The following is a 19,883-nucleotide window of genomic DNA, read 5'->3' on the forward strand; positions in this document are numbered from 1 at the left end:
AATCTTGCTGTTACGGAAAGTTATCATGGCTATTTGGTGCGCTTTTAGTTGATTATTTGTCGATTGCTGGATATAATATCGCGCTTGATTTTGCTCGTTTATACATCACATTGCATAATAATTTTTGGGATCTAACACTTGATTACTACAGCTAATATCACCATGCAGTTTGGCGCTAAGCCACTGTTTGAAAACATCTCAGTTAAATTCGGCGGCGGCAACCGTTATGGTCTGATCGGCGCGAACGGCTGTGGTAAGTCAACCTTTATGAAGATCCTTGGCGGCGATCTTGAGCCATCAGGGGGTAATGTCTCTCTGGATATCAACGAGCGTATCGGTAAATTGAGCCAGAACCAGTTTGGTTATGAAGAGTTCAGCGTGATTGATACCGTTATTATGGGTCATGAGGAGCTTTGGGAAGTCAAGCAAGAGCGTGATCGTATCTACTCTCTGCCTGAAATGACAGAAGAAGACGGTATCAAGGTTGCCGATCTAGAGATGGAATTTGCCGAGATGGACGGCTACACCGCCGAGTCTCGCGCCGGTGAACTCCTGATGGGAGTGGGTATTCCTGTCGATCAACACTTAGGTCTGATGAGCGCAATTTCTCCGGGTTTTAAACTTAGAATTTTGCTGGCACAAGCCCTGTTCTCAGATCCAGATGTATTGCTACTCGACGAACCAACCAACAACTTGGATATTGACACCATTCGTTGGTTGCAAGAGATGCTGAACCAGCGTAACAGCACCATGATCATCATCTCTCACGATAGATATTTCTTAAACTCAGTCTGTACTCATATGGCGGATCTCGATTACGGTGAGCTGCGTATTTTCCCGGGTAACTATGATGAGTACATGATGGCCGCTCAACAATCGCGTGAGCGTTTGATGTCTGACAATGCCAAGAAGAAGGCGCAAATAGCCGAGCTTCAGGGCTTCGTCGCGCGTTTCTCTGCTAACGCATCTAAGGCTAAGCAGGCCACCTCACGTGCCAAGCTTATTGATAAGATCAAGATTGATGAAGTGAAAGCCTCGAGTCGTGTGAATCCGTTTATTCGTTTCGAGCAAGAGAAGAAGTTGTTCCGTAACGCCTTGATCGTCGAAGAGCTAAGCAAGGGCTTCGATGAGCCACTGTTCAACAAGTTAAACCTGATGGTTGAAGTGGGTGAGCGTATCGCCATCTTAGGTGAGAACGGTATCGGTAAGACGACCTTACTGCGTACCCTGATCCATGATATTCAACAGGATAGCGGTACCATTCAATGGTCCGAGAATGCGGCTATCGGTTACTATGCCCAAGATCATGAGTCAGATTTTGAAAATGACATGACCTTGTTCGAGTGGATGAGCCAGTGGCGTAAGCCCGAAGATGACGATCAGTCGGTTCGTGGTTACTTGGGTCGCATGCTGTTCAGCTCTGACGATATCAAGAAGTCGGTTAAGGTACTCTCTGGTGGTGAGAAGGGTCGTATGTTATTCGGCAAGCTTATCATGCAGAAGCCAAACATCTTGGTGATGGATGAGCCGACTAACCACATGGACATGGAATCTATCGAGTCATTGAACAATGCGCTGGAGATCTACCAAGGTACGCTGATTTTTGTCAGTCATGACCGTGCATTCGTTTCATCGGTTGCTAACCGTATCATAGAGATGACCAAAGATGGCATCAATGACTTCAAGGGAACTTATGATGAGTTCCTCAGAAGCAAGGGTGTCGATGCGTAAGCATACCAAGCCTGACCAGGCTTAAACAGATAGATCAAAAAAGCCCGAACTGAGTTCTGGCTTTTTTGTACATGGATGTAGTTATCCCCGGATGCCATGGATGGCATAGGAGTGGATTTGTACATGGATGTAGTTATCCCCGGATGCCATGGATGGCATAGGAGTGGATTTGTACATGGATGGTGTTATCCCCGGATGCCATGGATGGCAAAAATATCTCTGCTAGCGCCTAGTTCCTAAAACCATTTTACTTCGAAAAACGTGTCTGCAGGTAATCGAATACGGCGCGGATGCCGAAGGCTTCGCCACCGATAGGGCGACCGGGAAGCTTACGCGTGTTCCAGGCCATCACATCGAAGTGAGCCCAGCTAATATCTGCATCGACGAAGGCTTCGAGATAAAGTGCTGCTGTGATGGCGCCACCTTGCGGAATACGGCCACAGTTGGCTAGATCGGCAATGTCGCTGCCGGTGAGTTCCAGGTATGGCTTGTGCAGTGGCATGCGCCAGATAGGATCTTGTACCTTGAGACCTGACTGAGTCATATCGGCTGCCACTCGATCATCGTTACTGAAGAAGCCGGGAAGCTCGGTGCCTAGGGCGATGCGCATGGCGCCAGTGAGTGTAGCGAAATCTATCATCAGCTCAGGCTTGTCATTGTTGGCTTCGGCCAATGCATCACACAGTACTAAGCGACCTTCGGCATCTGTGTTATCAATTTCAACCGTGATGCCTTTGCGGGTCTTAATCACATCACCTGGGCGGAAAGCATTGGCGGATACCGCATTCTCGACTGCCGGTACCAATACGCGTAAACGTATGGGTAAGTTACTCGCCATGATCTGGTGAGCCAGGCCGATAACATGAGCGGCGCCGCCCATGTCTTTCTTCATCAAACGCATGCCTGCACCGGGTTTGAGATCCAGTCCGCCGGAGTCGAAACACACACCTTTACCGATTAAAGTCACTTTAGGTGCATTCTCATCACCCCAGGTCATATCTATCAGGCGTGGCAGGTTTTCACTTGCACGGCCCACCATATGGATAGTCGGATAGTTTTGTTCGAGCAGCTTATCGCCAACGATTTGAGTGATGCTTGCACCAAATTCACTGGCCAAATTCTGCATAATCTCACCCAAGTGCTGAGGCATCATGTCTGCGGCTGGCGTATTGACCAGGTCGCGAACAATAGCCACGGAACGCACCAGTTTTCTCACTTCGTCGGCCTGAGCCTGAGTCGGCAATACCAGTTGCGGATAAACTTTGTCATTGTGCTTATAACGGTCGAACTTATATGCGCCGAGACCCCAGCTAAATGCCGCGACTTTGATTTGCTCTTCGCTGCCCTGGATGGTGTAGCGGCCCGCAGGAAGCTGGTTGACCAGATCGCCGCATAACCAATAGGAGTCTAGATCGGAAGTTACATAAATGGCTTGGGAGAGTTCACCTGCACCGTTGGGGACCAGGCTCATGCCTTTGCCGCCAAACTGAGTCGTAGCCAGCCAGTTTGTCGTTTGAGTGTCTTGCTCGGCTAGCCAAGTTGAGTATGCATCTGTGTGTAAGATGGTGAGAGGGGTGCCAAGGGCACCTGAGATCAATAATTCAGTCATGTTGGACTCGTGCTCGCTGCTTGTATCGATTGGAGAAGGGGTGTTTGTATTACCTAACAGGGTAACAGGCAATCAATATGGGTTAAAGGCAGAGGTGGGGAATATTGAGGGGATTTAAAACGACGCTAGCTATTTTTCATTTTCAGCCAATTTTGCGGAACGTCTCTTTCTCTTTCTGGAAAGATTGTTAAATGAGCTTGGTAGCACATCTACGCCTACCATCTTGCCGAGTTTGACCACCAGAGGTATGGTCAGCGGGGCGAACGGCAGCAGGGCAAATACGCCCAGGCCTAATCCCTTTAACAAATCACCGAATTGCTTATTGGCTTCGGCTAGCTCTTCACGACTGGCCTGCTTCTTGGTGTAACGTTTATAGGTGACCATCATATCTTTGGTCTCCTGCTTCTCCTGAGACAATGCATCTTGCAAAATAAGCATGTCGCGTTTTAAGCGGATCCAGAATCGCTTTCTGCCGATGCGGAAAACGCGTATGGGGGCCTTGTGAATATGGGCATAAATTTTCATGGTCCGATTGTCTCATAGGCGACCCTATAGGCAAAGCTGTGCTTGATGGTTTTATTACAGTCATTTGTATCATCTTTAAGGAGTACCCTTGGTTGTTGGTTGAAAAACGAGCGTATTGAGTGAGGTTAGTGTGATTTTCTGCTGGATGTAAACCTGCTACTACAGGTGTTTTGTCGACAATATGCCGGGTTATGTTTGACCAATCGAGAGGATATGGCTATATTGTCGACAATCTAATGTAAAAGAAGTCCTAGTTAAAAATGAAGTTTTTCAGCGAACAACCCGTTACAGCGGCAGATAAGACCTTTATTCAGCTAAGGCAAGATATTGTTGAAGGAGAGATCCCTTCTGGGGCCAAGCTGAGTGAAACTGAGTTGTCGACAAGATATGCCGTCAGCCGCGCCATCATTCGTGAAGCGATCAATCGATTAGCCTCGTGCCATATCGTCGAGCGTAAAGCCAACGTCGGCGCTCGAGTGGTTTCTTTATCCACCGATGGTTTGATCGAGTTATATCAGGTTCGCGAATCTCTCGAGGGTATGGCGGCAAGGTTAGCGGCTAAAAATATGACAACAAGCGAGATAGATGATCTCAACCTACTGTTAAATTCCCATTTTGATGAAGTCAAAGGCGGTGAGTCCTATTACCAGGAAGCCGGTGATGTCGATTTTCATTACCGCATCATTCTCGGTAGCAAGAATAAACACCTTATCTCCATGCTCGTCAATGGCATCTATCATCTGGTGCGCATGTATCGTGTGCAACTTGGTATGGCGGGACCTAGGGTCACCACGGCATTCGATGAACATAAACACATAGTACAGGCCATTTCCAATCGTGATGAGGAGCTGGCTGAGATCTTGATGCGTCGTCACATCATGTATTCGAAGCACAATATTGAGCAGAATTTAGCCCAAAGCCGTGAACGGGTGAAATGATTTAATCAGCATATAGCAGCCAATGAAAAGAGAGGAAAGCATGAGCGCAGGTAAAAAGTTTCGCCAGGCACTAGCAGACAATACCCCCTTGCAGATAGTGGGCACTATCAATGCGTACACGGCCATGATGGCTAAACAGATAGGTCATCAGGCCATCTATCTTTCCGGTGGCGGTGTGGCGAATGCATCATACGGTTTACCCGACTTAGGCATGACCTCGCTAAATGATGTGCTTGTTGACGTACAACGCATCACATCAGCCTGCGATCTACCTTTAATGGTGGATATCGATACCGGTTGGGGCGGGGCGTTCAACATAGCTAAGACCATACGAGATATGGAGAAGGCGGGAGCGGCAGCCGTGCACATGGAAGATCAGGTTGCCCAGAAGCGTTGTGGTCACAGGCCTAACAAGGAGATCGTCTCGACTGCAGAGATGGTCGACAGAATCAAATCGGCTGTGGATGCTCGCACGGATGCCGATTTTTTCATCATGGCGCGTACCGACTCCTTCGCCCAAGAAGGATTAGCCGCCGCCATCGAGCGAGCTAAAGCCTATGTTGTTGCCGGTGCCGATGGCATCTTCGCCGAAGCGGTGAAAACTGAGGAGCATTACCGCGCCTTTTCCGAGGCATTAGATGTGCCTATCTTGGCTAATATTACCGAGTTTGGTCAGACAGAATTGTGGAATAAACAGCAGCTGGGTGAGTGGGGGTGTGCCATGGTGCTTTATCCGCTCTCGGCATTTAGGGCGATGAATAAGGCGGCTGAAATGGTCTATGAAACGATTCTAAAAGATGGCGATCAGCAGGCGGTAATCGATAAGATGCAGACCCGCATGGAACTCTATGATTATCTGGGGTACCACGCCTATGAGCAGAAGTTAGATGTGCTCTTTAGTGAAGGCAAGAACAAGTAAAACCTTACATAAAGCATAATAAAAATAGATGACCCGTTACAAAACTCTGTGAAGGAATTACAGAGGCGAGGTCACAGTTAACCAAGAGAGGAAAGAGCAATGGGTGATAAAAAACTGAGTGGTGCAGGACTACGTGGTCAGAGCGCCGGTGAAACCAGCCTTTGTACAGTGGGTAAATCTGGCAGCGGCTTAACATATTGTGGCTATGACGTGTCAGATTTGGCCGACAATACCAGCTTCGAAGAGGTCGCCTACTTGTTGTTTAATGGCGAACTGCCTACGGTGAATCAACTCGAGACTTACAAGGCCGAGCTGAGAACCTTACGTGATCTGCCTCAGGTACTCAAAGAGGTGTTGCAGCGTATTCCTCGTGATGCACACCCTATGGATGTGATGCGCACAGCTTGCTCTTTCCTCGGTAACTTAGAGCCAGAAAATGATTTTTCTGAGCAAAATCGCGCCGCTAATCGTCTTCTCGCCGCATTTCCGGCCATCATGTGTTACTGGTACAAATTCTCCCATGAAGGTGTCGAGATAGATTGTGTCACCGATGAAGCCTCTATCGGCGGTCATTTCCTGCATCTTCTCAACGGAAAAGCCCCCTCTGAGCAGCATCGCCGCGTGATGGATGTGTCGCTAATCCTCTATGCCGAGCATGAGTTTAACGCCTCGACCTTTACCGCTCGTGTGTGTGCATCGACCCTGTCTGACATGTTCTCTTGTATCACAGGTGCCATAGGTACCTTGCGTGGTCCGCTACATGGCGGCGCCAATGAGGCGGCAATGGCTATGATCCAGAGTTTTAGCTCTCCAGCCGATGCCAAGGTGCAGATGGCAGGTATGCTTGAGCGTAAAGAGAAGATCATGGGTTTTGGTCATGCCATCTATAGTACCTCAGATCCACGCAACGTGATCATCAAGGCCTGGTCTGAGAAGCTCGCGCAGGAGAATGGTGATACCAGCCTTTATGATATCTCCGTCGCCTGTGAAGAGTTTATGTGGGACAGCAAGAAACTCTTCTGTAATGCGGATTTTTTCCATGCATCGGCTTATCACTTCATGGGTATCCCTACTAAATTGTTTACCCCTATCTTTGTCTGTTCACGCTTAACCGGCTGGGCGGCTCATGTGATGGAGCAACGTTCGAATAACCGCATCATTCGCCCGAGTGCCGATTACACCGGCAGCGAGCCACGTAAAGTGACGCCAATCGAAACAAGATAAGCGCCCATAAAAATCTAGGTCCTAGGAACTAGCCCCTAGCCCCTAGGTTCCCGCTTTATATAAGTGAACTGTATATAAGCGAACAGTGCTAATTGAGTGAATAAAGATGAATACCCAATACCGTAAATCTCTACCCGGCAGTAAACTCGATTACTTCGATACAGAGGCTGCCGTTGACGCTATCAGAGCGGGTGCATACCGCAAGCTGCCTTATTGCTCTCGCGTTTACGCCGAGAACCTGGTTCGTCGCTGCGAGCCTGCTAAGCTGACCGAATTACTCAAACAGATCATCGAGCGCAAACAAGATTTGGATTTCCCCTGGTATCCGGCCCGCGTGGTGTGCCACGATATTCTTGGCCAGACGGCGTTAGTCGATCTGGCCGGTCTGCGTGATGCCATTGCCGCTAGGGGCGGCGACCCATCTAAAGTCAATCCTGTGGTGCCGACGCAACTGATAGTCGATCACTCCTTATCGGTGGAACACGCCGGGTTTGAGAAAGATGCCTTAGAGAAGAATCGTGCCATCGAAGACAGGCGCAACGCTGACAGGTTCCATTTCATCAATTGGACTAAAACGGCATTTAAAAACATAGATGTTATTCAGCCGGGTAACGGCATCATGCACCAGATTAATCTGGAAAAGATGTCTCCCGTTATCCAGTCTCGCGATGGGGTGGCATTCCCCGATACCTTAGTCGGCACCGACAGTCACACGCCACATGTCAATGCCCTTGGGGTTATCGCCATAGGTGTTGGCGGTTTAGAGGCAGAAAGTGTCATGCTGGGCCGCCCTTCATATATGCGTCTGCCAGATATTGTCGGCGTCGAGCTGGTGGGAACACGTCAGAGTGGGATCACCGCGACGGATATCGTGCTGGCGCTCACCGAGTTTTTACGCGATAAGAAAGTGGTATCGACCTATTTAGAGTTCTATGGCGAAGGCGCGAAGGCGCTGACATTGGGCGATCGTGCCACCATTTCTAACATGACACCCGAATTTGGCGCCACTGCCGCCATGTTCTATATCGACGAGATGACCATAGATTATCTTAAGCTGACTGGCCGGGATGACAGTCAGGTAAAACTGGTGGAAAACTATGCTAAGCAAGCTGGCCTATGGGCCGATAGTTTAATCGATGCCGAGTATGATCGAGTACTGCGATTTGACTTGTCATCGGTGGGTCGTAACATCGCCGGGCCTTCGAATCCACATCGCCGCGTATCGACAAGTGATCTTGCTCAGCAGGGGATCAGTGGTCCTTACGATATAATTCTCGATGCCGATGGCAAAGAATTGATGCCCGATGGCGCCTGTATTATCGCGGCCATCACCAGCTGTACTAACACGTCAAACCCCCGCAATGTCATAGCTGCTGGGCTTATCGCCCGTAATGCCAATGCCAAAGGCTTGACCCGTAAACCTTGGGTGAAAACCTCACTGGCACCAGGTTCCAAAACCGTGCAGTTGTATCTTGAAGATGCCAAACTGTTGTCAGAATTGGAGCAATTGGGCTTCGGTATTGTCGGTTTTGCCTGTACCACCTGTAACGGCATGAGCGGCGCGTTAGATCCTGAGATTCAACAAGAAGTGATCGACAGAGACTTGTACACCACGGCGGTGCTCTCAGGCAATCGAAATTTCGATGGTCGTATCCATCCCTATGCCAAACAAGCCTTCTTAGCCTCACCGCCTCTGGTTGTCGCCTACGCGATTGCCGGTACCATTCGCTTCGATATCGAAAAAGATGTGCTCGGCAAAGATAGTCAGGGTAATGATGTGACCTTGAAAGATATCTGGCCCAGTGATGAAGAGATAGATAGGGTCATAGCTAAAAGTGTCAAACCTGAGCAGTACCGCAAGGTCTATGAGCCCATGTTCGATATTAAAGTCGAGTACGGCAGTGACAACGATCCGCTATATGATTGGCGTCCACAGAGTACCTACATCCGCAGGCCTCCTTATTGGGAAGGTGCACTCGCGGGCGAGCGTACCATGAAGGGCATGCGTCCTCTGGCTGTGCTTGGTGACAACATCACTACCGATCACCTGTCTCCCTCGAACGCCATCATGCTCGACAGCGCCGCTGGAGATTATCTGGATAAGATGGGCTTACCGGAAGTTGACTTTAACTCCTATGCGACCCACAGAGGCGATCATCTAACCACCCAACGCGCCACCTTTGCTAACCCTAAGCTGTTTAATGAAATGGTGACTCAGCTCGGTAAGAATGGCCAAGTTGAGGTTAAGCAAGGCTCACTCACGCGTATCGAACCCGAAGGAATTGAATCGCGCATGTGGGAAGCTATCGAGACCTATATGGCGCGTAAACAGCCTTTGATCATTATCGCCGGAGCCGATTATGGTCAAGGTTCATCACGTGATTGGGCCGCCAAAGGCGTACGTCTCGCCGGCGTCGAAGTGATTGTCGCCGAAGGTTTTGAGCGTATTCATCGCACTAACTTGGTGGGCATGGGGGTATTACCGGTGGAGTTTACCGCTGGCAATAACCGCCATACCTATGGTATCGACGGCAGCGAAACCTATGATGTGATTGGCGAGCGCATGCCAGGCTCGGTATTGACGCTAATCATCACACGTAAAAATGGTGAGCAAGTTGAAGTCCCGGTTAAGTGTCGTTTAGATACCGCAGAGGAAGTGACAATCTATGAAGCGGGTGGGATATTACAGCGCTTCGCCCAAGATTTTCTTGACTCAAATGTGAATTAATATAGTGACTTGTAAGCGGGTTTAATAAAGCTCAGGCAAAATATAAAGTATGTAACCCTTGTGGTTTACCTGAGTATAAAGGATTGATTTAAAAGGATAGTTTTGTAATGACACAAGAATTGACTAACTCTTCTGAGCGTAAATCGTCTGAGCTTATGCCCTATAGGCCACAGATAAAAGTGCCAGCAACCTATATGCGTGGTGGCACCAGTAAGGGCGTGTTCTTCTCGCTAACTGATTTGCCACCGGCGGCGCAGGTAGCCGGGGTGGCCCGTGATGCACTTCTTTTACGTGTTATCGGTAGCCCAGATCCTTACGGTAAACAGACCGATGGTATGGGCGGCGCAACCTCAAGCACCAGCAAAACGGTCATATTGTCGAAAAGCACTCAGGCCGATCACGATGTGGATTATCTCTTCGGCCAAGTGGCGATTGATAAGGCCTTCGTCGATTGGAGTGGCAACTGTGGAAATTTGTCCGCCGCTGTCGGCGCTTTCGCCATTCATGCGGGCCTTGTCGATGCCAGCCGTATTCCGGAAAATGGTATAGCCGTGATACGAATCTGGCAGGCCAATATCAGTAAAACCATTATTGCCCATGTGCCTATCACCCATGGTGAAGTGCAGGAAAGCGGTGATTTTGAACTCGATGGCGTGACCTTCCCGGCCGCTGAAATAGGTGTCGATTTTATCGACCCTGCAGATAAGGCTAATGAAGGGAAGGGGGAAGGGGAGCCTGGCATGTTCCCCACGGGTAACTTGGTCGATGAGATAGAGCTTCCACCTGGCATGTTTAATAACAGCTTGGAGCCGAGAAAAATAAAAGCCACCATGATCAATGCCGGTATTCCGACCATCTTCGTCAATGCCGAGGATATCGGCTATCGCGGTGATGAGTCGCAAGCAGCAATAAATGGTGATGTTAAAGCCCTGGAGATGTTTGAATCACTGCGCGCCATAGGTGCGGTCAAGATGGGCCTTATCGCCCATGTTGATGAGGCAGAGTCTCGTCAACATACACCCAAGATTGCCTTTGTCTCGCCTGCTAGCAGTTATACCTCATCCAGTGGCAAGCAGGTTGAGCGCTCGCACATAGATTTCAATGTACGCGCCCTGTCCATGGGCAAGCTGCATCACGCCATGATGGGCACCGCTGCAGTAGCCATAGGCACGGCTGCTGTCATTCCCGGCACCTTAGTCAACCTAGCGGCGAACTCAGGCACTCTTATGCAAACCGGCATTGAAACAGACACTAAAGCAGGCAGCCAAGCGGACTCAGTATGCTTCGGTCACCCTTCGGGTACTTTGAAAGTGGGCGCAGCGGCTAAGCAGGTCGATGGCCAATGGACTGTCACTAAGGTATCCATGAGCCGCAGCGCCAGGATATTGATGGAGGGCTGGGTTCGAGTTCCTGATGAGAGTTAGCTTCGATGTAGGAGCGGCTTTAGCCGCGAAATTGCAATCATCATACTCCAACAAAAATCACCTGACAGACCAGATGTTACATTTCTGGCTATATTCTCACAGTTTTCTCATTTAATAACTGATTGCCAATAACCGATGTTGCTTCTAGTTACCTGTTGACTGGGCTTATCTGTTTGTTGGTTGCCACAATATTCGATCTTTTTTGGTTATTTTTTGGCGGCTTACTTAAGCCTCTACTCGCGCAGCCTAAACAGGCAAAAATGATCCGCATAGTGTTCGCTCTGCTGATGATTAGCTTGTTACGTACCATTGTTAATTATGGTGTCATTTTTCTTCTAGTTGGTCTTAGTCAGTTGTAGCAGAGGAAGGGACTCTCGGTGTTAGGAGCGTCGTCACCCCTGAGAAAGCCGTTAGTCGGCTTGGAAGATTAATATGGGTGATGGTTATACTCTTTTGCTGCGCTGGAGACCCTGTAATCTAAGCTCGCAGCCGTATCTACACTGGGCTTTCACTAGAAGGTTATTTCTGAAATCTAGCTTTTTATGGCTATCAAATTATCTAGGACCTGCTTTTCGGTCTGAATAAGTTGCTCTTGCAAGTATTTGTCCCGTGGCATTACCATGACACTCAATCCAACACCTCTTAGTACTTGATTCAGTACGCTAGCACTTGCTTTAGATTTATCTCCTTCGATTTCAGAAATGATTTTTCTTGTTACCCCAACCATTCTGGCATATTGATCTTGATTGATTGAAAGCATTTGAATTCGTAGTTTTTTCAACGCGCCACCTGTTGTTATCTCGCCTAGCAGCATTGATTGACAGACACTGAGCATCAGCTCGTCCTTCTCTGTAGGCTGCATGCGTTTACTTTTCGAAATTAGTTTTTTTCGACCACTGGGTTTAACTTTCACAGCTAAGGGAGTAAATGAATTTTTCATAATAAGTTCCAGCGCTTAAATTTATTTTCTAAATTTTCATAATTCATGCTCGGAAAGTTTAAAATAGAGTCTGGGACTCCTCTTTTAAGTAACCTTTCTCGTAAACCTAGCAATTTTTTGGCGGTATCTCTTAATTCACTCATCAACCTTTGTGGATCAATGAGGTCACTTAGGCTCTCAGCAATGGCAGGATAGTTATACTCACCTCCTTTTTCCAGCTCTGGCCCCCAAGTAAATGTCCTAGTGATGGTTTCAGGATCGGCTTTCATTGGTGCAAAATCATATATTGGAGACAATGAAATTTTGTTGTCCCGCTTAATAAATGATGTATTTCGACCATGATTATCAGAGTTTCCAAAAGCAATATTAAGTAAATCTCGTCGTACCCACTCAATAATAAACGCTTCTTTTCCGTCAACATCATCTAGGAAAGTTTCGGTTGTACCGTTAGCGTCAGGGTTTTGTATGGTACTAATTAGACGACGGATAACATCTCCGTGATGCAGAGCCGTTGCAGGTCCTTCATCTAATACAGAATACACCGACTCCATTCCTAGTAATTGTTCTCGTCCATCAATCACTATGGTATCGAACCTGGGTAGCCACAATGATGGTCCTTTTTCGCTTTCTTCTAATCTCATCTTACTTATTGATATAGTATCAAAGTTAAGTGATGTAAGTTCGTGATAGAAGTGATATTCAGCTCTTAAAATATCCTTGTCGATAGCTTTAAGGCCACGAGCAAACTTAACCCAATATCGAGTATCTAGATTTGTAGGATCATCTTGGAATGTATCAATCCAAACACAATCATTTTTGTCACATCTAACCAGTAACTTCGGAGCAGCACCACCAGCACCAGAGGCTGCGCCATGCGTTTGAGCATATTCAATAAAATCGACTTCTAATCTGCAAACATCATCAATAGTGAAGCTTACCGGTATGGCATTTACCACCTTATCGGGAACAGACTCTTTGATGCGTAGATTGCCAATCGGTGCAACTGTGCCCTTGCTTAGTAGTTCAAAGTTACGGACTAAGTGCTTTTCATCTTTCAAGCCTAATTTATTGATCCAATATTTGCGGCTTGATCCTGCTGGCATGATGTCATCAAGAAAACGAAACCACTTGGTTTCTCGATAGGTCATATTATCGACGAGTAGGCGAATGCTAAGCGCTGTATTTGCAAACTGGTGGTAATTAAGTAGCACATGCCCAAATTCATAGTCAAGTCTACAATTATTAGAATCAAGAAGCTCTGGGAGCGCCATGATGCCAGACAAAATCCTGATGTAGTTGGATTGTAAGTGTTCGAATGATTCTGCACCTATATTGGCTCAATAAATATAGGTAATAGTCATTATTGAGTCGATATTAACACAACAAAGCTCATAAGTACTAGTTGTTGAGGCATTTTGGGTTCAGAAACAACCAAGACACCCTGGATAGTTAGATGGAGATCCCTTGACTAAGCTTAAGTCAGAGTTGTTGAGGAGGGTTTGTTATGCCAACACCAAGAAAAGCGTTAGTCAGTTTAGAAGATACGCTCTATTGCCACTGTGTATCTCGTTGTGTTATAAAGGCTTTTTTGTGTTGTGTCGATCATTATACTGGTTAATCCTATGAGCATAGACGGGATTGGGTTGAAAGTCGACTACTGGAGCTTGCTTCCGTGTTTGCCATTGATATTTGTGCTAACGCTTTCATAAGAGTTGCGGGCACTGAATGAACCTATCGCTCGTAGAGCCAATGCACTTAAGCTGCTAACAGGCCTAAATAAAGGACCAGATTTGATTTGTCTGAAATTCATGATTTTGCCTCAAATTAATCGTTTTTCTTCTTTTTAACCAATCAATATGCAGATATTTTTGGCTTTACGTCTTGATGATTAATGATGTATTGATAATCCACTTTTAGCTAAGTATGTTATTGATTATTAATGGCTGGCTTTGATCTTGCCATTTGCATGATTTGGTTAACAAGCAATAAGCCCTGGATGCGCATCAGGGCTCACCCATCCACTCGATAAATCCCATGATGAACTCATGGCCGAGGTTACTGCAGAATATGAATCGAATTTTAATACTCGTTATCGTCACCTATGTTGGACTCGGCGTCATGCTCTACTTGATGCAGCGTAGCTTTATCTATTTTCCAACAGGAGCAGTAGAGCACAGGTTCGATGAAGTGACATTTGAAAATGATGGTGTATCGACAACAAGCATCTTATTAAACAAGCATCTTATTAAACAAGGGTCAGGATAAGGCGATTATCTATTTTGGTGGTAACGCCGAAAATGTGGCCTTTACAGCACCAGAATTTGAACAAGCATTTGAATCAGAATCGACATCTTTTTCGGTATATTTGGTCAATTATAGAGGTTATGGCGGCAGTGAGGGCTCACCTAGCGAAGCTGCGTTATTGTCGGATGCTTTAGTGCTGTATGATCGTCTGGTATTGACTTATGAGAGTGTATTCGTTATCGGAAGAAGCTTAGGCAGCGGCGTGGCAACTTATATCGCATCGGAGCGTCCGCTGAAGAAACTAGTCTTGGTGACCCCGTTTGACAGCATTCAAAGCATAGCCCAAAAACAATTTCCGTTTTACCCTATGTCCATACTACTCAAAGACAAGTTCAATTCGCTAGGGCGCGCCGGGAGCATCTATTCTGACACCCTGATTTTAGTGGCAGAGGATGATAAGGTCGTTCGCCGGATACACACAGACAAGCTTATACAATCATTGGTTAACCGCGCTCCTGAGGTGGTCTTCATCGAAGGTGCCGACCACAATGATATTTCTCAATACGCTAGATATTATCAGTCAATATCAGCATTTCTTAACTCTGATTAATGATTCATCTAGATTTTGCAAGTTTACATACTGTTAACTCACCTATACAGGTCAGGTTTTTTTAATATTTAGCCATGCCTGACTTCAACTTATGTGCCGGTTTCTTATCTTTAACCACAGCCAAAGCGAGTGACTGGGTAGCGCAACTGGCTGGAAGAGGCATCTTGTGTGATCGTCGTGGCGATCAGTTAAGATTTGGCCCGGCGCCTTATGTTTCTATGGCGCAGCTCAATCAGGCGCTCAATGTGGTTGAAGATCTGGCTAAGGGGCTGGTTTAAAATATTCGAGTTAATGCAGCGCTGCGGTGAAAGGAATGCTTTCACAAATCTTGGCCTCATCGATAAGCAGCTCTTCTAAGCGGGTATCAACCACGTCTTTATCGAAATACTCATCTTTTTGATCTAGGCCCAACTCATTGTCGCGGCCGTTAAAATGGTCTAATGCACCTTGGTAATGGCGCTGATAACACTCAAGCAAGAAGCTGTCTTTGGCAATATTATCTAAAGTCAGCGGTTCAAAAACCTCGTTATTGCCAAGGAAGGCGGGTCTATTAACCCGTGCGTAAACTTAAAATCTCAGCAAGCACTATTGGTTCAGGATAGCGGCAAAACTCGGCATCCTTTTTATCTATGGCATAGATAGACATTCTGTCGGCTAACTCGTTACCTTCTATGCCAATATGAGCCGCCACATGGGAGATAACCAGTTTTTCTTTAAGCTCGTCATACAGGGCATGTGATGCCTGAATGATATCCAGATTCTTGATGTCACCGGCGGTTTTGCGTTTCCAGCCTTTGGTTTTCCAGCCATAGGCCCAATTGGTGATGCAATTTATCGAGTATTGGGAGTCACTGCGAATGTGTGCTGATTTGCCTGCTGCCAAGTTCTCTTGTGCGATTAATAGCGCCTGATGCAATGCATTTAACTCGGCCGAGTTATTGGTGCCATGGCTGTTATATAGCCCGTACCAAAGTTCAGATAACTCATTATCCTTATACACGGCAACGCCAGAACCTGCCTTTCCCGGGTTTGGTTCACAGCCACCATCGGTATAGATCACCACATCATAGTCAGCGTTAGAAGCCGATGTTTTAGCTGTCGGGGCTTGGTTACTCTTGCTTGCGCTAGACGAGCTAGATGATTTAGCGACATAAGTACGGGGCGACCCAGCAGAAAATGCGGCATCGGCTTCGGCTTTTGTCTTGAAGGATTTATATTTGGCCTTAGGGAATTTATCGACCTGACGTTTGGCTGCATCCCAAGTGGTAAAAACCCCTGTTTCGCGCCCGACCCAAACCACATAAAACTTTTTAGCCATTTGATACTCTTAAATTTGCTGTATAGAAAAGGTATATTCTGGCAAATACTACGGTTACCTAGCGCAAAAGTCACCTGTTCTGCCGCAAGAAGCGATAACACTGAGCTCGTTTGCACAATCTTACTGCAGTTTTATTTGCAGATAAGGTTATCCGATTAAGAAGCCGGATTGACTCAGGTGAGAATAGCTGTGAAATTAACCATTCAGCCCCTTAGTGGTATCGAGCTTATGTGCATCCCCATGTGTCAATTATTATGATGCACTCTGGTCTGCATCGCCCTAGCTATTCAGGCTGTAGACTGACTCACAGAATTCTCCTTAGCCTCAGGTAAACTCGGTTACCAGTTAGATATATTTTTCGACCACTTAGGTCATTTTTTGTTTTTCAGGAGTAAATAGTATGACGAGTCGTCCCATTATCTGTGATTGTGACCCAGGTCATGATGATGCCATCTCCCTTATTCTCGCCTTTAGCACTAAAGCCTTGGATGTACTGGCTGTGACCACGAGTGCCGGTAATCAGACACCGGATAAGACACTGAATAATGCGCTGCGCATACTGACCTTGTTGGAGCGTTATGATGTGCCCGTTGCCGGTGGTGCCCTTAAGCCTCTGGCCCGAGAGCTGATCATTGCCGACAATGTTCACGGAGAGTCCGGCCTGGATGGCCCTAAACTGCCAGATCCGGCTTTCGCTCCGGTCGAGATCAACGCTGTGGAGTTGATGGCGCAGAAACTTCGCGCCAGTGAAGTGCCGGTTATTCTTAACCCCACAGGCCCCTTGACCAATATTGCCCTGCTGCTGGCAGGTTATCCCGAGTTGCACGCTAAGATCGACAGCATAGTCTTGATGGGAGGCTCCGCGGCTGCGGGCAATTGGACGCCGGCCGCCGAGTTTAATATTTTTGTCGATCCTGAGTCGGCCGATATGGTGTTTAAATCAGGGCTCCCCATCGTCATGTGCGGATTGGATGTGACTCACCAAGCCTATATTGTGCAGCAAGATATAGAGCGAATTCGCGCCATAGATAATCCGGTTGCTCAGTGCGTCGCCGGTCTGTTGGATTTCTTCATGATCTATCATCAAGACCCTAAGTGGGGGCTCAAGGGGGCACCGCTGCACGATCCGTGCACCATAGCCTGGCTACTCAAACCTGAGTTGTTTACTGCTCAAGACGTGTGGGTAGGTATCGAGACTAAGGGTGAGTACACGCAAGGGATGACCGTGGTGGACAGATATCAACTGACGGGTAATAAGCCTAATGCCAAGGTGCTGTTCGATGTGGATCGTGAGGGATTTGTCGATCTTATCGTCGAATGTCTGCAGACTTACAATAAATAGCCTTCATTCGATAAACTTGTAAAATTGAGAAGTATTTGAGCGCATGCCTTATCAGCAGATAATGCGCTCATTGATGGATTCTCTGAGGCTTATTTTTTCATGCATTGGGAGAGTAGCTGGGCGAAGAAGTCACTGCCTTTGCGCTGGGTAAATTCGATATTACGTTCGGGAATGGATTCAGGGTCGTTATAATTGGCTAGTGCTTGCTCCATGCTAGCCTCTCGAATGATATGCAGCAAGGGGTAGGGGGAGCGATTGCTGTAGTTCGATGGCTCATCCATAGGCTCGCCGTCGAAACAGTAATCCGGATGCATGCTGGCAAGCTGATAAACGCCTTCATAGCCTTGTTCGATAAGCAGGTTGTTGGCGACATCGACCAGATCCAGATAAAGGTAGAAGCCCTCGAAACCACGGGGGACAATAAACAGTGTGGTCTCAACCTCTGGATTATCATCCAAAAACTTACACTCTTTTATCAAGGCTTCGAGTACATTATGCATCTTGGATTCATCGATCACCGTGTAGCGTATGCTGCCACGTTCGACTTCCCGGCGAGCGAACGGGCAGATGTTGTACTTCATTATCACCCTTTCTACCCAATTTTGAGTCTGCTGCGCGATGAGCCGAAGTTGTTTGTCTTGTTCGTGTTGTGACATGCCGGCCTAGCCTTAATCTGTTTTAGTAATGCATCTATGGTGGCAAGGATAAGGAGGAAAGGCAGAGTACGCAAGCGCTTCGTGTTGAACTTGGCACAGAGCACTAAATAATACCAGTTCCATTAAATAACTCTGGTTATGGTGAGGTCATAGGGATGATCGACGCCACGAGTAGGACTGGCATGGAGATGTTGAAGATTTTCTGTTGTCGTTCATTCTTGAGTAGGCGTTTAAAGGCGACGCTGAGGAAAACAGCCGCGATAGTCAATACTTGGGGGGGGGTAATGGGGTATCAAGATGATCCATTGAAAGGCTGCCGCCTGAATGAAGCTCAATGGATCCGATGTTTGTTTGCCTTCCATCTTACTGCTGCTAGTAGCGATAAGCCATGAGAGGTAGAGCAGGTAAGCAATGCCTATATATTTGATGACTAAATGGATGACCGGGTAGGTCTGGAATAAGGCGCTCATGCCTAAACCTATGGCGAGCACCATACTGGGCCTATAAGGGTAAATCGGCAAGCCATCTTAGCTAAATTGGTGAGACAGTGAAGCTAAATTTGCAACTGGGACTCAGTTTAATACCTTGGTTGATAGCAAAGCACTCTAAGGAGTTATTTTAGATAATCCATGGGTAAATGCGCTCCATTTTGGTTACTTATGAGTCAGCTTAGGTTAACCTTTGCTGTGTTATTGTTGAGGCATTGAAAAATTGTTGAGTGCCTAGCTCTGGTATCGAAAGGAACCTCATTATCAAAAAACTAATCTGCTTATTTTTAATCACATTTTTGACGGCTTGCGTCACTGTCGACCCTGTTGAAACCAGCTCTACACGCACGACTATGGTGACAACGGGGGATCTGGGTTTCATTTCTGAGAAAACTTCTCGTTTTGCCTGGCATCCTTCATTGGGAAATGTGGTTGCGGATGAGAGAATTGACAGTGAAAAAATCGTTCGTCATATGCGCGCCTCGATCACTCAGATGATGGAGTCTAAAGGTTATCGACTCGTGTCCGTCGATGAGTCTCCGGATCTGCTGATAGGTTTTGGTTTGGCACTCGAGTCCGACATGAGTGATACCGAGATCTTGAAGAAAACCGGATTAGTGCCTGGCTTATCGACTGCTGGTATCGATTCTGATCAGTATGAGAAAGGCTCAGTGTTAGTGGCGCTATTTAAGCCTATGCAACCACAGCCAGTTTGGCGTGTGCTAGCACAAGGTTTTACCGACTTTAAGCAGTCTGGTGAGCAGAGGCAGCAAGGTTTTGACGAACTTATCTCTTTAATGTTGAGAAGCATTCCTAGCGTTTAATTTTAAAGATAGAAGTTTAGCAGAAGGATTTTGAAATTTTCAATGACACGACTCTTGGTATTGGCATTGCTTGTCGGTCGTAAGCATTGTCTTGTGCGAAGAAGGCTTGGATCTCCTGCTCACTGAAAAATTGACATTGGCTATCGTGAGCTTGCTCGATAAACGCAAGACTTTGGCTCATCTGCATATCTTCATCTATGCTGGGGCTGAGTTTTTTATCTCGATAAGAGCCCATTGATAGTCGCGATAATGCCCGAATAAGGCCAAAAGGTAGACCTGATCAGTCGAGTCTAATTCTAGCATGTGAGCCAATTGGATTGGCTGAGGCTCTAAGGGGTGTTTGATGCTGTTGATATTCTAAGA

At 47.0% G+C, this 19,883-nt stretch carries 19 protein-coding genes and 2 pseudogenes; 12 read left to right on the top strand and 9 right to left on the bottom strand.

The genetic code is table 11. The annotated features are described in order from the left end of the window. Positions 1–138: 138 nt before the first annotated feature. Entirely contained in the window at positions 139–1,731 is a 1,593-nt protein-coding gene (locus tag KT99_RS13415; RefSeq protein WP_005500962.1) for an ABC-F family ATPase, read from the top strand. A 247-nt stretch (positions 1,732–1,978) separates the two neighbouring features. Here KT99_RS13415 and KT99_RS13420 read toward each other — a convergent pair whose 3' ends face one another. Both KT99_RS13420 and KT99_RS13425 read right to left on the bottom strand, forming a co-directional pair. Beyond that, positions 1,979–3,340 (bottom strand): leucyl aminopeptidase family protein, encoded by a 1,362-nt coding sequence (locus tag KT99_RS13420; protein ID WP_005500964.1) that lies wholly within the window; start codon positions 3,338–3,340, stop codon positions 1,979–1,981. A 129-nt stretch (positions 3,341–3,469) separates the two neighbouring features. Beyond that, positions 3,470–3,865, bottom strand: a complete 396-nt coding sequence (locus KT99_RS13425) for an LETM1 domain-containing protein (protein WP_005500966.1) — start codon at positions 3,863–3,865, stop codon at positions 3,470–3,472. Positions 3,866–4,125: 260 nt separating this feature from the next. Between KT99_RS13425 and KT99_RS13430 the strand changes: the two genes are divergently transcribed. From KT99_RS13430 to prpF, 5 genes are all read left to right on the top strand, one after another. Further along, positions 4,126–4,803, top strand: a complete 678-nt coding sequence (locus KT99_RS13430) for a GntR family transcriptional regulator (protein WP_005500968.1) — start codon at positions 4,126–4,128, stop codon at positions 4,801–4,803. A 40-nt stretch (positions 4,804–4,843) separates the two neighbouring features. After that, positions 4,844–5,722 (top strand): methylisocitrate lyase, encoded by an 879-nt coding sequence (gene prpB / locus KT99_RS13435; protein WP_040571991.1) that lies wholly within the window; start codon positions 4,844–4,846, stop codon positions 5,720–5,722. A gap of 99 nt (positions 5,723–5,821) precedes the next feature. Continuing rightward, on the top strand, positions 5,822–6,946 hold the full coding sequence (gene prpC, locus KT99_RS13440) for a bifunctional 2-methylcitrate synthase/citrate synthase (RefSeq protein WP_005500972.1): 1,125 nt from the start codon (positions 5,822–5,824) through the stop codon (positions 6,944–6,946). Positions 6,947–7,052: 106 nt separating this feature from the next. Next, positions 7,053–9,674: a Fe/S-dependent 2-methylisocitrate dehydratase AcnD gene (gene acnD / locus KT99_RS13445; RefSeq protein ID WP_005500975.1), complete on the top strand. Its 2,622-nt coding sequence runs from the start codon at positions 7,053–7,055 to the stop codon at positions 9,672–9,674. A 107-nt stretch (positions 9,675–9,781) separates the two neighbouring features. Further along, positions 9,782–11,098 carry a 2-methylaconitate cis-trans isomerase PrpF gene (prpF, locus tag KT99_RS13450; RefSeq protein WP_005500982.1) on the top strand — a complete coding sequence of 439 codons (1,317 nt, stop codon included), beginning with the start codon at positions 9,782–9,784 and terminating at the stop codon, positions 11,096–11,098. Between the two features lie 532 nt (positions 11,099–11,630). Here prpF and KT99_RS13460 read toward each other — a convergent pair. After that, the gene (locus tag KT99_RS13460; protein ID WP_005500984.1) at positions 11,631–12,038 is read right to left on the bottom strand and encodes a helix-turn-helix domain-containing protein; all 408 of its coding nucleotides are present in this window, start codon (positions 12,036–12,038) and stop codon (positions 11,631–11,633) included. After that, the gene (locus tag KT99_RS13465; protein WP_005500985.1) at positions 12,035–13,309 is read right to left on the bottom strand and encodes a type II toxin-antitoxin system HipA family toxin; all 1,275 of its coding nucleotides are present in this window, start codon (positions 13,307–13,309) and stop codon (positions 12,035–12,037) included. Before KT99_RS13465 ends, KT99_RS13460 begins: the two co-directional genes overlap by 4 nt. A 233-nt stretch (positions 13,310–13,542) precedes the next feature. Here KT99_RS13465 and KT99_RS22950 point away from each other — a divergent pair. The 4 genes and pseudogenes from KT99_RS22950 to KT99_RS13480 form a co-directional block, all read left to right on the top strand. Beyond that, positions 13,543–13,740 (top strand): annotated as a pseudogene (locus KT99_RS22950) (transposase); the annotation flags it as partial. Between the two features lie 365 nt (positions 13,741–14,105). Then, positions 14,106–14,303, top strand: a complete 198-nt coding sequence (locus KT99_RS13470; protein WP_040571993.1) for a hypothetical protein — start codon at positions 14,106–14,108, stop codon at positions 14,301–14,303. Between the two features lie 34 nt (positions 14,304–14,337). Further along, positions 14,338–14,892, top strand: coding sequence for an alpha/beta hydrolase (locus tag KT99_RS13475; protein ID WP_005500987.1), 555 nt, complete (start codon positions 14,338–14,340; stop codon positions 14,890–14,892). A gap of 74 nt (positions 14,893–14,966) precedes the next feature. Then, a complete protein-coding gene (locus KT99_RS13480) occupies positions 14,967–15,170 on the top strand; it encodes a hypothetical protein (protein WP_005500988.1) in 204 nt (67 codons plus the stop codon). A gap of 10 nt (positions 15,171–15,180) precedes the next feature. Here the strand turns inward: KT99_RS13480 and KT99_RS21740 are convergent, their stop codons facing one another. Beyond that, entirely contained in the window at positions 15,181–15,369 is a 189-nt protein-coding gene (locus KT99_RS21740) for a hypothetical protein (RefSeq protein WP_005500989.1), read from the bottom strand. A gap of 73 nt (positions 15,370–15,442) precedes the next feature. After that, entirely contained in the window at positions 15,443–16,210 is a 768-nt protein-coding gene (locus tag KT99_RS13490; protein ID WP_005500991.1) for a ribonuclease H family protein, read from the bottom strand. A gap of 400 nt (positions 16,211–16,610) precedes the next feature. On the opposite strand from KT99_RS13490, the gene rihA reads away from it, so the two are divergent. Then, the gene (gene rihA, locus KT99_RS13495) at positions 16,611–17,552 is read left to right on the top strand and encodes a pyrimidine-specific ribonucleoside hydrolase RihA (protein WP_005500999.1); all 942 of its coding nucleotides are present in this window, start codon (positions 16,611–16,613) and stop codon (positions 17,550–17,552) included. 89 nt (positions 17,553–17,641) lie between these two features. Here the strand turns inward: rihA and KT99_RS13500 are convergent, their stop codons facing one another. Then, positions 17,642–18,208, bottom strand: coding sequence for a DUF1415 domain-containing protein (locus KT99_RS13500; protein WP_005501001.1), 567 nt, complete (start codon positions 18,206–18,208; stop codon positions 17,642–17,644). Positions 18,209–18,344: 136 nt separating this feature from the next. Continuing rightward, positions 18,345–18,708 (bottom strand): annotated as a pseudogene (locus tag KT99_RS13505) (LysE family translocator); the annotation flags it as partial. A gap of 341 nt (positions 18,709–19,049) precedes the next feature. Here KT99_RS13505 and KT99_RS13510 point away from each other — a divergent pair. After that, positions 19,050–19,520 (top strand): DUF4136 domain-containing protein, encoded by a 471-nt coding sequence (locus KT99_RS13510; protein WP_232504305.1) that lies wholly within the window; start codon positions 19,050–19,052, stop codon positions 19,518–19,520. 16 nt (positions 19,521–19,536) lie between these two features. Here the strand turns inward: KT99_RS13510 and KT99_RS20945 are convergent, their stop codons facing one another. Then, positions 19,537–19,755: a lipase secretion chaperone gene (locus KT99_RS20945; protein ID WP_005501006.1), complete on the bottom strand. Its 219-nt coding sequence runs from the start codon at positions 19,753–19,755 to the stop codon at positions 19,537–19,539. Positions 19,756–19,883: the final 128 nt, after the last annotated feature.

This window comes from Shewanella benthica KT99, from assembly GCF_000172075.1.
GTDB classification, from domain to species: domain Bacteria; phylum Pseudomonadota; class Gammaproteobacteria; order Enterobacterales; family Shewanellaceae; genus Shewanella; species Shewanella benthica_A.